The organism is Vibrio sp. SCSIO 43097 (genome assembly GCF_023650755.1).
GTDB classification, from domain to species: domain Bacteria; phylum Pseudomonadota; class Gammaproteobacteria; order Enterobacterales; family Vibrionaceae; genus Vibrio; species Vibrio alginolyticus.
The window spans coordinates 959,554-974,064 of sequence record NZ_CP071840.1; the positions used below are offsets into that span (position 1 = coordinate 959,554).

At 46.3% G+C, this 14,511-nt stretch carries 16 protein-coding genes; all 16 read left to right on the forward strand.

What is annotated here, in order from left to right; all coding sequences use genetic code 11:
* Positions 1–77: 77 nt before the first annotated feature.
* The 16 genes from J4N40_RS04585 (at position 78) to ccmI (ending at position 14,482) form a co-directional block, all read left to right on the forward strand.
* On the forward strand, positions 78–818 hold the full coding sequence (locus J4N40_RS04585) for a protein phosphatase CheZ (RefSeq protein ID WP_005380502.1): 741 nt from the start codon (positions 78–80) through the stop codon (positions 816–818).
* Positions 819–827: 9 nt separating this feature from the next.
* The gene (locus J4N40_RS04590; RefSeq protein ID WP_154205109.1) at positions 828–3,062 is read left to right on the forward strand and encodes a chemotaxis protein CheA; all 2,235 of its coding nucleotides are present in this window, start codon (positions 828–830) and stop codon (positions 3,060–3,062) included.
* Between the two features lie 29 nt (positions 3,063–3,091).
* Entirely contained in the window at positions 3,092–4,204 is a 1,113-nt protein-coding gene (locus tag J4N40_RS04595) for a protein-glutamate methylesterase/protein-glutamine glutaminase (protein WP_005380504.1), read from the forward strand.
* Between the two features lie 8 nt (positions 4,205–4,212).
* Complete coding sequence (locus tag J4N40_RS04600; protein ID WP_005380505.1) at positions 4,213–4,992, forward strand: ParA family protein; 780 nt, start codon at positions 4,213–4,215, stop codon at positions 4,990–4,992.
* Positions 4,982–6,088: a chemotaxis protein CheW gene (locus J4N40_RS04605; protein ID WP_250654385.1), complete on the forward strand. Its 1,107-nt coding sequence runs from the start codon at positions 4,982–4,984 to the stop codon at positions 6,086–6,088. The genes J4N40_RS04600 and J4N40_RS04605 overlap by 11 nt, the downstream gene beginning before the upstream one ends.
* A gap of 35 nt (positions 6,089–6,123) precedes the next feature.
* Entirely contained in the window at positions 6,124–6,618 is a 495-nt protein-coding gene (locus J4N40_RS04610) for a chemotaxis protein CheW (RefSeq protein ID WP_005380507.1), read from the forward strand.
* Positions 6,619–6,631: 13 nt separating this feature from the next.
* Positions 6,632–7,126 (forward strand): DUF2802 domain-containing protein, encoded by a 495-nt coding sequence (locus tag J4N40_RS04615; RefSeq protein WP_025998721.1) that lies wholly within the window; start codon positions 6,632–6,634, stop codon positions 7,124–7,126.
* Positions 7,127–7,416: 290 nt separating this feature from the next.
* Positions 7,417–8,034: a cytochrome c biogenesis heme-transporting ATPase CcmA gene (gene ccmA, locus J4N40_RS04620; protein ID WP_005380511.1), complete on the forward strand. Its 618-nt coding sequence runs from the start codon at positions 7,417–7,419 to the stop codon at positions 8,032–8,034.
* A gap of 1 nt (position 8,035) precedes the next feature.
* Complete coding sequence (ccmB, locus tag J4N40_RS04625; RefSeq protein ID WP_005380512.1) at positions 8,036–8,704, forward strand: heme exporter protein CcmB; 669 nt, start codon at positions 8,036–8,038, stop codon at positions 8,702–8,704.
* A gap of 109 nt (positions 8,705–8,813) precedes the next feature.
* Complete coding sequence (locus J4N40_RS04630) at positions 8,814–9,557, forward strand: heme ABC transporter permease (RefSeq protein WP_005380513.1); 744 nt, start codon at positions 8,814–8,816, stop codon at positions 9,555–9,557.
* Positions 9,558–9,568: 11 nt separating this feature from the next.
* A complete protein-coding gene (gene ccmD / locus J4N40_RS04635; protein WP_005380515.1) occupies positions 9,569–9,775 on the forward strand; it encodes a heme exporter protein CcmD in 207 nt (68 codons plus the stop codon).
* Positions 9,772–10,257: a cytochrome c maturation protein CcmE gene (gene ccmE, locus J4N40_RS04640; protein ID WP_005380516.1), complete on the forward strand. Its 486-nt coding sequence runs from the start codon at positions 9,772–9,774 to the stop codon at positions 10,255–10,257. The genes ccmD and ccmE overlap by 4 nt, the downstream gene beginning before the upstream one ends.
* Positions 10,254–12,230 (forward strand): heme lyase CcmF/NrfE family subunit, encoded by a 1,977-nt coding sequence (locus J4N40_RS04645; protein WP_017635943.1) that lies wholly within the window; start codon positions 10,254–10,256, stop codon positions 12,228–12,230. The genes ccmE and J4N40_RS04645 overlap by 4 nt, the downstream gene beginning before the upstream one ends.
* A gap of 1 nt (position 12,231) precedes the next feature.
* Positions 12,232–12,786, forward strand: coding sequence for a DsbE family thiol:disulfide interchange protein (locus J4N40_RS04650; protein ID WP_005380518.1), 555 nt, complete (start codon positions 12,232–12,234; stop codon positions 12,784–12,786).
* Entirely contained in the window at positions 12,783–13,268 is a 486-nt protein-coding gene (locus J4N40_RS04655; RefSeq protein WP_005380519.1) for a cytochrome c-type biogenesis protein, read from the forward strand. The genes J4N40_RS04650 and J4N40_RS04655 overlap by 4 nt, the downstream gene beginning before the upstream one ends.
* Positions 13,268–14,482: a c-type cytochrome biogenesis protein CcmI gene (gene ccmI, locus J4N40_RS04660; protein WP_017820807.1), complete on the forward strand. Its 1,215-nt coding sequence runs from the start codon at positions 13,268–13,270 to the stop codon at positions 14,480–14,482. The genes J4N40_RS04655 and ccmI overlap by 1 nt, the downstream gene beginning before the upstream one ends.
* Positions 14,483–14,511: the final 29 nt, after the last annotated feature.

Consider the following 14,511-nt stretch of genomic DNA (forward strand, 5'->3'; position numbering starts at 1 on the left):
ATTAAATACCTATTAAATGACTCGTTTAGCGTTTTCAAAGTGATAAGAAGAACTAAACGTAAAAGGGTCTATTCAGAATGATCTCACTAGAGCAGGCGAAGTCACTCGTTCAAATGCTAGAAAACGGGGAACAAGACCAAGCCAATATGCTTGTTGCCTCGATCTACGAAGGTGCCGATAACCCAATGCTGCAAGAAATTGGAGCGTTAACTCGAGACCTTCACGAATCACTCAAGCAGTTCAGTCTCGATCAGCGCATGACCGAAATTGCGAAAGACGAAATCCCTAACGCTAGGGATCGTCTCAATTATGTGATCGAGAAGACAGAGCTTGCAGCCAACAAAACAATGGATGCGGTCGACTGCTGCCTTCCTATCGCTGACAACCTGCATGATTGCCTTCTAAAAGTTCGTCCTCAATGGAATGAACTCATGCACGGGCGCATAGAATTAAGCGAATTTAAAGCACTGTGCCACCGAATCGACGGGCTATTAGTGCAAGTCGAAGGTGACAGCACTGAATTGCGCGGCCAGTTGACCGAAATTCTCATGGCGCAAGACTTCCAAGACCTAACTGGCCAAATCATTCGCCGCGTAATTACGTTGGTTAATGAAGTAGAAGGCCGCTTAGTGGAAATCCTAACCGTATTCTCTGGAAATAAACTTGAAGAACACATTCAAGTTTTGTCAGAACCGGCAGATAAAAAGAATACACAAACAAGCGAAGCCGAAGGCCCGATTCTTCATCCAGAACTGAGAGAAGATGCGGTTTCATCGCAGGACGAAGTCGATGACTTGTTGTCCAGTCTTGGATTTTAAAGGTAACGTATGAGCTACGATTTAGACGAAGATATTCTTCAGGACTTTCTCATTGAGGCTGGGGAAATTCTCGAGCTGCTTTCTGAGCAGTTGGTTGAATTGGAAAATAACCCAGAAGACAAAGACTTACTTAATGCTATTTTCCGCGGGTTTCATACCGTAAAAGGCGGTGCCGGCTTCCTTTCATTGGCAGAGCTAGTCGATACTTGTCATGGTGCGGAGAACGTGTTCGACGTTTTACGAAACGGTCAACGCACGGTAACGCAAAACTTAATGGATACGATGCTAAAAGCCTTGGATACGGTTAATACCCAGTTCCAGGCTGTTCAAGATCGTGAGCCGTTAGAAGCTGCGGACCCTGAGCTTCTTGAAGAACTTCATCGTCTATGCAAACCTGAGTCAGAAGATGAAGTAGCGGCAACCGTAATTGAAGAACCAGTGGCTACTCCAGAACCTATTATTCCCGAGCCTATCATCGAAGAACCTGCTGCACCGTCAGCACCATCAAGTGTCGGCTCTGTTGATGAAATTACCCAAGACGAATTCGAAAAGCTACTGGATGAGCTTCATGGTAAAGGTTCAGCGCCAGGCACCTCAATGTCTGCGACACCTACAACGCCATCTGAACCGCCTCAATCGAGTGCACCATCAGTTGAAAGTGGTGATATCACTGATGATGAGTTTGAACGTTTACTCGATGAACTGCACGGTGTAGGAAAAAGCCCTTCTACGGCAGAGGCTGCTGCATCTGTACCAGTAGAGCCACCTAAAGCGGCAGAGCCTTCCGCTCCAGTGTCATCTTCATCAAATCAAGACAGTGACTTAATGACGGACGAAGAGTTCGAAAAGTTACTCGATGAGCTACATGGTTCAGGTAAAGGTCCAACGCTAGAAGAATTGGATATGGCAACGAAGCCAGCTTCAGCAAACGTAGAGCAAAGCCCTGCGAAACCTGAGCCTGTTGCTAAGCCAACACCCGTTCAAGCAGCGCCAGCACCAAAGCCAGAATCTAAACCAGTCGCGTTAAAAGAAGAAGCCAAAGCACCAGCGGTTAAAAAACCTCAGGCTGAAGCAACCGTTCGTGTTGATACCTCGACGCTTGATACCATCATGAACATGGTGGGTGAGCTCGTATTGGTTCGAAACCGCCTATTAAGCCTTGGTTTGAATAGCGACAACGAAGAGATGTCCAAAGCGGTCGCTAACCTTGATGTGGTAACTGCGGATCTACAAGGCGCGGTAATGAAAACGCGTATGCAGCCAATTAAGAAAGTGTTTGGCCGTTTCCCACGCGTTGTCCGTGACTTGGCTCGTAACCTAAATAAAGACATCGTGCTAGAAATGCGCGGTGAAGAAACCGATCTCGATAAAAACCTTGTAGAAGCATTGGCCGATCCGTTGATTCACTTGGTGCGTAACTCGGTTGATCACGGTATTGAAATGCCAGACGCACGCGCGAAGGCCGGCAAATCACGTACAGGTAAAGTGATTTTGTCAGCATCGCAAGAAGGGGACCATATTGAACTATCCATCGTAGATGATGGTGGCGGTATGGACCCGAACAAACTGCGTGGCATCGCGGTGAAGCGTGGCATGATGGATGAAGATGCGGCGGCACGTTTAACAGATAAAGAGTGCTTCAACCTTATCTTCGCACCTGGCTTCTCAAGTAAAGATAAAATTTCTGACATCTCTGGTCGTGGTGTGGGTATGGACGTGGTTAAGACGGCGATCAATACCTTAAACGGTTCAATCGATATCGATTCTGAGCTAGGCAAGGGCACTAAGATTACGATCAAAGTACCACTAACGTTAGCGATTTTACCGACTCTGATGGTTGGTGTTGGCGGTCATCCTTTTGCTCTACCACTGGCTTCGGTGAGTGAAATTTTCCACTTGGATCTTAGTCGTACAAACGTGGTAGATGGTCAGCTGACGATTATTGTGCGTGAGAAATCTATCCCACTATTTTACTTACAAAACTGGTTGGCATCCAAATCGCAAAACGTCCAAGAGCGTACTGGTCACGGTCACGTGGTGATTGTACAGATTGGTAACCAGCGCGTTGGTTTTGTTGTGGATACGCTTATTGGTCAAGAAGAAGTGGTTATTAAGCCACTCGATAATCTATTACAGGGCACTCCAGGTATGGCTGGTGCGACAATTACTAGCGATGGCCATATTGCATTAATTCTAGATGTGCCTGATTTACTTAAGCGATATGCTGCGGCTTCACGCCTTTAAGCAAAGCTGACGTTATTAAAAGGAATAAGATGGCGATTAAAGTACTAGTCGTTGATGATTCGAGTTTTTTCCGACGTCGTGTGAGCGAAATCATCAACTCAGAATCGCGCCTAGAAGTGATTGACGTTGCGGTAAATGGTAGAGAGGCGGTTGAGAAAGCCAAATCTCTCAAACCTGACGTCATCACGATGGATATTGAAATGCCAGTGATGGATGGCATTACAGCTGTACGTGAAATTATGGCCGCTGCTCCAACGCCAATTCTAATGTTTTCGTCCCTGACCCACGACGGGGCGAAAGCTACGCTTGATGCGCTAGATGCGGGCGCATTGGACTTCTTACCGAAAAAGTTTGAGGACATTGCGCGTAACCGTGAAGAAGCGGTGTCATTACTTCAACAGCGTGTGATTCAGATTGCCTCGAAGCGCGCTTTCATGCGTCGACCTATCGCTCGCCCAACAGCGAGTACCAGCACGACTACTCGATCATTAGGTTCAAGAACGGCTTCACCTGTGACTCCAACACCAACTCGACCTGCTGCGACAAAGTACCGTGCTTCTGGTAAGAAGTATCAACTGACGGCAATTGGCACATCAACAGGTGGCCCCGTTGCTCTACAAAAAATTCTGACGCGTTTGCCGATGAACTATCCGCATCCGATTGTATTGATTCAACACATGCCAGCAACGTTTACTGCTGCGTTTGCCAGCCGTTTGAACACCTTGTGTAAGATTCAAGTGAAAGAAGCACAAGATGGCGATGTGTTACAGCCCGGTGTGGCATACCTTGCACCAGGTGGGAAACAAATGATGGTGGATGGACGAGCGGGCGCTGCTCGTCTTCGCATTATTGATGGCGGCGACCGCATGAACTACAAACCATGTGTGGATGTGACTTTTGGTTCTGCCGCAAAAGTATATGGCGACAAAGTGCTCTCTTTAGTGTTGACAGGCATGGGTGCAGACGGTCGTGAGGGCGCTCGCATGTTGAAGTCTTCAGGCTCAACTATTTGGGCACAAGATGAAGAAAGTTGTGTTGTTTATGGCATGCCCCAAGCGGTTGCTAAAGCAGGCATTTCTTCAGAAGATTTACCGCTTGACCGCATTGCTGAACGCATGTTGGTGGAAGTTGGCCTAGCTTAGGATTCATCATGATTGTTTGGAGTGTAGCTAACCAGAAAGGAGGCGTGGGTAAAACCACCTCAACAGTGACATTGGCGGGCTTATTGAGCCAGAAAGGCCATCGAGTATTGATGGTTGATACTGATCCTCACGCCTCACTGACTACTTATCTCGGTTATGATCCTGATGCAGTAACTTCGAGCCTATTTGATTTATTCCAGTTGAAGACGTTTTCTCGTGAGACGGTTAAACCGTTGATTTTAGAAACAGAGCTGGAAGGAATGGATATCATTCCCGCGCATATGTCCCTTGCCACGCTTGATCGCGTAATGGGTAATCGCAGTGGTATGGGATTAATCTTAAAACGGGCGCTGCAAACTGTCTCACAAGACTATGACTATGTGTTGATTGATTGTCCGCCAATCCTTGGCGTGATGATGGTGAACGCGTTGGCAGCCAGTGACCGAATTTTGATTCCTGTTCAAACAGAGTTTTTGGCGATGAAAGGTCTAGAGCGCATGATGCGTACGCTAACCATTATGCAAAAATCTCGCCCGGGCGGTTTCAAAGTGACTATCGTCCCAACCATGTACGATAAGCGCACGAAAGCGTCATTGCAGACATTGATGCAACTGAAAAAAGATTACCCAAATCAAGTGTGGACCTCAGCGGTGCCTATTGATACCAAGTTCCGCGATGCCAGTTTAAAGCACTTGCCAGCGTCGCATTTTGCATCTGGTAGTCGTGGTGTGTTTGCCTATAAACAGCTACTGATTTATCTGGAGAGGTTGGCGTTCGATGAGCAGTAATGATGTGCTGTCCAGTGAACAAGCACTTGATGACTACTTTAATGCATTACTGGATGATGAAACTGAAATAACGACTCTTGAGGAAGACCTTGACCTATTGGCTCAAGAGGTATCATCTGCAGAGCCAGAGCCAGAGCCAGAGCCAGAGCCAGAGCCAGAGCCAGAGCCAGAGCCAGAGCCAGAGCCAGAGCCAGAGCCAGAGCCAGAGCCAGAGCCAGAGCCAGAGCCAGAATTGCAGCTACAATACTCGGAGCCAGAAACGTACCAGTTTCAAGAAACATATCCGCCAGAGTTGGAAGCTCCAAACCTGGAAGATGTTCAAAGGCTATTAAGTCAGCTTGAAGCAAGCAACCCAGTGGCTGAGTTGGATATTGATAGTATTCTTGAACAAAATACGATTGATATTGCAGCAGAGATAAAAGCGGCTGAGCCTGAGGTACAAACCTTTAGTGAGGTGCCTGAGCTTCAGGGTGTTGAGGAAATACAGGACTGGGTGACTGATGAGCCAGTTTTTGAGGAAGCGCAACCAGAGGTGGATGAACCTCACGCAGTGATCGAACAAAGTATCAATATAGAATCGAACGTCGATACTGAACTCGAAACACAAGCAGATTCCGATATACCAACGGTCTGGGAAAGCACGAAGCGAAGTGAGGACTTCCAAGTTCTTTACTTTGATGTGAATGGTGTCACGTTTGCTGTACCTCTTGATGAGTTAGGTGGTATTCATCGCATTAGCGAGCTTAACCATTTGATAGGAAAACCCGCCTGGTATTTGGGGCTACAAACAAATCGCGAGCACCAGTTTGATGTCATCGATACCGCGAAATGGGTGATGGCAGATAAGCTTCGTGATGATAGCTATAAAGATAACTACCAATATGTCGTCATGCTTGGTGAGAGCATGTGGGGGTTGGCCAGTAACCAATTAATGGGGACTGAAACGCTTAATATCGACAAGGTTCGCTGGCGTGAGCAGGCGGGTAAACGCCCTTGGCTAGCGGGCATGGTAAAAGAAAAAATGTGTGCCTTAATTCATGTCCAGGCGCTCATTGACATGCTAAACGCCGGTTTAGATGTCAAATCACTGAATTAGATTTAAGTCGGGAACGACATTAACGAGGATTAACTATGTCTCAAGCTTTTGAAGTAGAAGTGAAGAAAGATGCATCGAATGACGAAGTTCTTCAGTGGGTGACGTTCCAGCTAGAAGAAGAAACGTACGGCATCAACGTAATGCAAGTTCGTGAAGTACTTCGTTATACTGAAATTGCCCCTGTTCCAGGTGCACCAGATTATGTACTTGGTATCATCAACCTACGCGGTAATGTAGTTACTGTTATCGATACACGTTCACGTTTTGGCCTGATGGAAGGCGAAGTCACCGACAACACTCGTATTATTGTGATCGAGTCTGAGCGTCAAGTGATTGGTATCTTAGTAGATAGCGTGGCAGAAGTTGTTTATCTGCGTTCTTCTGAAATTGATACGACGCCTTCAGTTGGTACCGACGAGAGTGCGAAGTTCATCCAGGGTGTGAGCAACCGTGACGGCAAGCTTCTTATCCTTGTGGATTTGAACAAGCTGCTAACAGATGATGAGTGGGACGAGATGGCTCACCTTTAATGGCTGAATGATGATGGCTGAAGAGACTCTTTTATCTGCTCCATTCCTTGCGGGTGGCGTCGCTTTTATCGTGTTAGTATTGGTTGTTTTGCAACTGCGGATTCGCTCGGGGTTACAAAAGCAGTTAGACCAACAACGAGCTCAATCTCGACACGCAGATAAAGAAGTGCAAAAGTTGAGTAAGCAGTTACTCGAAGTGCGCTCGGTTGTCGTTGGTCTTGGGCAAAAAGTGACGGAGCAACAGGACATTATTCAGCACTTAAACGAGAGAATTCGCGAACTCGAACACGCTGATACTGATGGTCGCTTGTACAGTCGCGCTTCTAAAATGGTACAGCTTGGCGCTGATATCAACGAGCTGATTGAAGAGTGCGAACTACCAAAAGCCGAAGCTGAGTTGATGCTTTCACTGCAGAAGAAACTGGCGGGGAAAGAGAAGATTCCACCATTAAGTGGTCAGCCATCAGATGACGCAGAATATCCAGCGCGTGGACGTCGTCGACGCTAAAGGTTATCAAGCGATAAAAAAGAGGCGTTATTACGCCTCTTTTTTTGTTTTTAGCCGCTAATGCTCTTCTTAAATACAACCCTAGATAACCTTCAGTCGATCTTGCTCTTAGCTCTGGCCTCTCAAATTCAAAATGAGCGCTTATAACTACTTATAGTTAATTTTATTAAAGTGTGATGATTAATTAACAAAAATACATGAACTTACATGTAACCTAGCCCTCTTATCCTGTTTTGTCATAACTAAGCTGTGCTAATATAGCGGCTCGTTCATTTTTTAGTTGAAGCTCTATGTTAGAAGTGTCTAACCTGACAGCAATCCGTGATGAAAGGGTTCTGTTTGAAAACCTGCAGTTTGAAATTAAGCCTGGTGAATTGGTCCAGATCGAAGGGCGTAATGGTACTGGTAAAACTACATTGCTACGGATTGTGACAGGGTTAGGTGATAGAGAAGAAGGTGTCATTAAATGGAAAGGCGAAGAGGTTGAAAAATCTCGTGATGTTTTCCATCAAGATCTGCTTTTCTTAGGACATCAAACAGGAGTGAAACGAGAGCTTACCGCATTAGAAAACTTACGTTTTTATCAATCTATTCAAAATAATCGCTCTTCAGACGAAGAAATCTTTATCGCTTTGACTCAAGTAGGATTAGCTGGTCGAGAAGATGTGCCTGTAGCACAACTTTCCGCAGGTCAGCAACGACGAGTCGCATTGGCAAGGTTATGGCTCAGTAAGCAAATTTTATGGATCTTAGATGAGCCGTTGACTGCCATTGATAAGCAAGGTGTCAAGGTGCTTGAATCTTTGTTCGCAAGTCATGCTGATAATGGCGGTATTGTTGTGTTGACGACGCATCAAGATATGTTTGCGGACAGCCCGAAACTTAGAAAAATAAAGCTGGGTGACTGATATGATTTCCTCGATGACCACCATCATTCGTCGTGAGCTCCTAATCGCATTTCGCCGTCAGGCAGACATTCTGAACCCGCTGTGGTTCTTTATTATTGTCATTACTCTCTTTCCTCTGAGTATTGGACCAGAACCTAATTTGTTAGCACGTATTGCAGCGGGCATCGTTTGGGTTGCCGCATTGCTGTCTGCCTTATTATCATTAGAGCGTCTATTTCGTGATGATTTTCAAGACGGTGCACTAGAACAAATGATGCTAATGCCGATTCCATTGCAACTTGTAGTGGTTTCAAAGGTCATAGCACATTGGTTGTTAACAGGGTTACCTCTGATTTTAATTAGCCCATTATTGGCGGTTTTACTTTCGCTCGACTTCAATACTTGGCTATCGGTTGTATTAACCTTGATGATCGGTACACCAACACTAAGTTTTATTGGCGCCATTGGTGTGGCGTTGACTGTTGGGTTGCAAAAGGGTGGCGTTCTTTTGAGTTTGCTTATTCTTCCGCTCTACATCCCAATTTTGATTTTCGCAACATCGGCAATTGATGCTGCCGCACTCGGTATGGCGTATAACGGTCAACTAGCGATTTTAGGTGCGATGCTAATGGGGGCGATGACATTAACGCCTTTTGCCATCAGTGCCGCATTGCGAGTTAGTGTTAACTAACTCAATAAAGTGCCAATGAAGCGGCGCTTGATCAAAGAATTATTATTAAAGCACTGCTACGGTCTCAACCCTTTAGACAGTGTCCCTGAAGTAAGAGTGAGAACAAAACATGTGGAAATGGCTACATCCTTATGCCAAGCCAGAAGCAGCTTATCGTTTGAGTGGTAAGTTTCTGCCTTGGTTTTCTGTATTGGCCCTCGTATGCTTATCGGTTGGTACGGTTTGGGGGCTTGCATTTGCGCCTTCAGATTACCAACAAGGTGACAGTTTCCGAATCATCTACATTCATGTCCCATCAGCTATTTGGTCTATGGGCGTTTATATGTCGATGGCGATCGCTGCATTTATTGGCCTAGTATGGCAAGTTCGCCTATCTGATATGGCGGCACTTGCGATGGCTCCGATTGGTGCAGTATTTACTTTTATTGCTCTACTTACAGGTGCTGTTTGGGGCAAGCCTATGTGGGGCACTTGGTGGGTATGGGATGCCCGTCTTACATCTGAATTGATTCTTCTATTTCTCTACCTTGGTGTGATTGCGCTTTACCATGCGTTTGACGATCAAAAAACCGCCGCAAAAGCTGCTGGTATTTTAGCGATCGTAGGCGTAGTAAACCTACCTATCATTCACTTTTCCGTGGAATGGTGGAACACGCTTCATCAAGGTGCGACGATCACGAAATTTGAACAACCTTCTATTTCATCCGACATGCTTTGGCCGTTATTGCTGAACATCTTTGGCTTTGCGTTCTTCTTTGGTGCCGTGACGATGGTCCGTTTTCGTAACGAAATCATCAGTAAAGAAAGTCACCGCCCTTGGGTGCGCAAACTCGCAACAGAACAAACTCAGTGAGGTAACTGATTATGCATTTTGAATCTCTGAGCGACTTTTTTGCCATGGGTGGCTACGCATCATACGTATGGAGTGCGTTTGGTATTACTTTCTTATCCATGCTGATTCTTCTGATCACTAGCCTTCGCCGCGGTGATGCATTATTGAAAGAAGTGAAAGCAAAAATTGACCGTCAAGCTCGTATCGACGCAGCGAAGAACATGGAGAACACCTTATGAACCCGAGACGTAAAAAGAGGCTAGGTATTGTACTAGCGATCTTTATCGGTATTAGTGCCACCATTGGTTTGATACTTTATGCGCTTAATCAAAATATGGACCTTTTCTACACTCCAACGGAATTGGTTAATGGTAAGCCAGATGGCACCAAGCCAGAAGTAGGCCAGCGTCTGCGTATCGGTGGAATGGTGGTTGTGGGCTCAGTTCGTCGAGATCCTAATTCTTTGAAAGTGAGTTTTGACCTGCACGATGTCGGTCCGAAAGTGACGATTACCTATGACGGTATTCTTCCTGACTTGTTCCGTGAAGGGCAGGGTATTGTTGCTCAAGGTGTACTGAAAGATGCCACGACAGTTGAGGCATTTGAGGTCCTAGCGAAGCACGATGAAGAATACATGCCACCAGAAATTGCAGAAGCGATGAAGAAAACGCATGAACCGCTTCAATACAGCACCGAACAGAAACAAGGAAGCGGCCAATGATTGCTGAAATCGGTCACTTTGCTCTCATTCTTTCGCTTGCAATGGCAGTGCTGTTGAGCGTATTGCCATTGTGGGGAGCATCGAATAATAACACCATGCTCATGAACACAGCGCGACCGCTATCTTGGTCTATGTTCCTGATGCTGTTGTTCTCTTTCGCCATTTTATGTTGGGGATTTTATACCAACGACTTCACGTTACAGTATGTAGCGAGCAACTCGAATAGTCAGCTTCCTTGGTACTACCGTTTAACCGCAGTATGGGGTGCACACGAAGGTTCACTGTTGCTATGGGTTTTAATCCAAGCTGCTTGGACTGTCGCTGTAGCGACGTTTAGTCGTGGTATGCCGCAAGAGTCGGTTGCACGTGTACTTGCTGTTATGGGCATGATCTCAGTGGGTTTCCTACTGTTTATCATCTTAACGTCAAATCCATTCCTACGTACGTTACCGTTCTTCCCGGTTGACGGACGTGACTTGAACCCTCTGCTTCAAGACCCTGGTTTGATTGTTCACCCGCCAATGCTTTACATGGGCTATGTTGGTTTCTCGGTTGCGTTCTCTTTTGCGATCGCATCCCTAATGACCGGACGCCTTGATACGGCTTGGGCTCGTTGGTCTCGTCCTTGGACAACCGCTGCATGGGTATTTTTAACACTTGGTATCGCACTAGGTTCTTGGTGGGCTTACTACGAACTTGGCTGGGGTGGCTGGTGGTTCTGGGACCCAGTAGAAAACGCATCATTCATGCCTTGGTTAGCGGGTACCGCATTAATGCACTCTCTTGCCGTGACAGAAAAACGCGGCACATTTAAAGCGTGGACGGTACTATTGGCAATCTCTGCATTTTCGTTGAGTTTGTTGGGCACCTTCTTAGTCCGTTCCGGTATTTTAGTATCGGTGCACGCGTTCGCGTCTGACCCGTCGCGCGGTATGTTTATTCTAGGCTTCCTCGTTTTCGTTATCGGTGGCTCTTTATTGCTGTTTGCCGTAAAAGGGGCAGCAGTGCGTGTACGAGGTAACTTCGACTTAGTCTCACGTGAAAATGCGCTCTTAGCCAACAACGTATTACTTATCGCAGCACTTGTTGTGGTGTTAGTGGGGACACTGTTGCCGCTCGTACACAAGCAGCTTGGTTTGGGGTCGGTCTCTATCGGTGCGCCATTCTTTGACATGCTATTTGCGTGGTTAATGATGCCATTTGCTTTCCTGCTTGGTATTGGTCCTCTTATTCGTTGGAAGCGAGACAATTTGTCTAAACTTGTGAAGCCAATGCTCGTTTCAGGTGTGCTTGCTTTCGCCTTGGCCGCGCTATGCGTGTACCTGTTTGCCGATTTCTTCTCAACCATGGCTTACATTGGTTGGGTGATGGCGATTTGGATTATTGCGATGCATGGCTTTGAACTGTACGAGCGCGCAACGCACCGTCATAGCTTTAGTGAAGGTGTTCGCAAGCTGCAACGTAGCCACTGGGCAATGATGTTGGGTCATGTTGGTCTGGCGGTATCTGTTATCGGTATTGCGATGGTACAGAACTACAGCATCGAGCGTGATGTACGTTTAGCACCTGGCGAACACTTCCAAATTCAAGGCTATGATTTCTACTTCTCAGGCTTGCGTGATAAAGATGGTCCAAACTACGATGGCTACATCGCAGACTTTGAGATCACACATGATGGCAAATACGTGAATACGCTTCACGCAGAGAAGCGCTTCTACCGTACGGCTAAGTCTATGATGACTGAAGCAGCCATTGACCGTGGTATTAGCCGCGACCTATACATTGCAATGGGTGAACGTTTAGACGACAACCGATCTTGGGCTGTTCGTATTTACTATAAACCGTTCGTTCGTTGGATTTGGGCTGGCTCTTTGATTATGGCATTAGGCGGCGCACTAGCGATTTCTGATAAACGCTACCGCTTCCGTAAATCGCCGAAGAAAAATGCGAAGTCAAAAGAGCAGGAGGCATAACATGAATAAGAAAATCTTATTTATTCCGCTTGTCGCTTTCATGATTCTAGCGGGCATTTTCGCAACCCAATTAATGCGTAACCAAGAGGGCGATGATCCAACTAAATTGGAGTCGGTTTTGGTTGGCAAGCCAGTTCCTGAGTTTCATTTAGAAGACCTGGCTGAGCCTGGAAAACAGTACGACCAATCAATTTTTAAAGGTGAACCGTTGCTCTTGAACGTTTGGGCAACGTGGTGCCCAACGTGTTATGCAGAGCATAAATACCTAAACGAATTGGCGGGTAAGGGCGTTAAGATCATCGGTATGAATTACAAAGATGATCGTAATAAAGCAATAGGTTGGCTGAATGATCTCGGCAACCCGTACTTGATCAGCCTATTTGATGGCAGTGGTATGCTTGGCCTTGACCTTGGCGTTTATGGTGCTCCAGAAACATTCATTATTGATGCAAATGGTGTGATTCGCTATCGCCATGTAGGGGATGTAAACCCACGTAATTGGTCAGAAACACTGGAGCCGCTTTACAACAAATTGGTTGAGGAGGCGAAGCAATGAGAAAGCTAATTCTTGCCGTTTTTGCTGCGATGACATTATCTCTTGCTGCTCATGCGGCCATTGAAGTGTACGAGTTTGATAATTTGGAACAAGAACAGCAGTTCAAAGAGTTAAGCCATACGCTCCGTTGCCCTAAATGTCAGAACAACACGATCTCGGATTCTAACGCTGAACTTGCTCAGGACTTACGCCATAAGGTGTACGAAATGACCAAAGAAGGTAAGTCCAAAGATGAGATCGTTGATTACATGATCGCCCGTTACGGTAACTTCGTGACTTACAACCCACCATTTACGGTCGCGACTGCGATTTTGTGGCTAGGGCCACTCGCTGTAGTACTGGGTGGTTTTGGTTTGATTGTACTGCGTAGCCGTAAATCTAAAGTTAAGGCAAAAGCGAGCAGTGACGAGCAATGGGATGAGCAAAAAGAAGCTCGTTTAAAAGCATTGCTTGAAGAAGAGAACAACGGAGATAAGAAGTAATGACACTATTTTGGATTTCCACCGTTGCTCTCACGCTTATTGCTTGTGCGCTGGTGGCTTTGCCGCTGCTTAAACAAAAAGCGAACAATGATGATGTGTTACGCGATGAGCTCAACAAGGCATTTTATAAAGACCGACTATCTGAGCTTGCAGAAGAAACTGACGAAGGTCTGGTTGAAAGTGAAGACGAACTGATTTCTGATCTAAAGCAATCACTGCTTGACGATATCCCTGGTGATAAAGCGCAAAAAGAAACCAAGGTTTCTCCAATCGCGGTTTTAGTTCCATCGGTAATTCTGACGGTGGTGCTGAGCTATGGTTTGTATTATAAATTTGGCGCGTCAGACGATATTGTTCAATGGCAAGAAGTGTCTGCAAATCTACCTGAGTTATCGAAAAAGCTGATGTCGGCTTCTTCTGAGCCGCTGAGTGACGATGAAATGGCGGATTTGACCCTAGCCCTTCGAACTCGCTTACATTATCAGCCGGAAGACTCGACAGGTTGGTTACTGCTAGGTCGTATTGCGTTAGCAAATCGTGATGTCACCACAGCTATCGATGCGATGGAAAAATCGTACCGCCTAGAGCCAAAAGACCCAGATGTGATGTTGGGTTATGCACAAGCTCTGATGCTGTCTCAAGAGGAAATGGATCAAGCGACGGCTCGCTCATTACTCGGCAAGCTGATGCAGCAAGACTATGTCGATCTGCGTGTGTTTTCTTTGTTAGCGTTCGATGCGTTTGAGCGTCAAGACTTCCCGGCAGCCATCAAGTACTGGGGAATCATGCAGCAAATGATTGGTCCAGAAGATAGCCGCTACGAGATGTTGTCACGCAGTATTGAGAGTGCTCGTAAGCAAATGGGCGAAGCGGTTTCACCGGATAAGAGTGTAGCTGTGACAATTAATGTGGCACCAAATGCTCAGTTGGATCCAAACGCAGTTCTGATTGTGTCAGTACATCGTTCAGATGGCTCCCCGATGCCTGTGGCTGCTGCTCGTTATCCGCTAGGTACTTTCCCTCGCACAGTCGTATTAGATGATGGCAATGCCATGATGCAAGGGCAAAAGTTATCTTCACTCGATAAGCTAATCGTCCGTGTGCGTGTAGATTCTGACGGTAACGTAGCAACGCGTGATCAAGATTGGCACGGAGAAAGTGACGTCGTTGAATTTGGCGCACCAGTAGAAGTGACCATTGATCAGCAGTATTAATTGTTAACATCTGTCTCTGAAACATGACA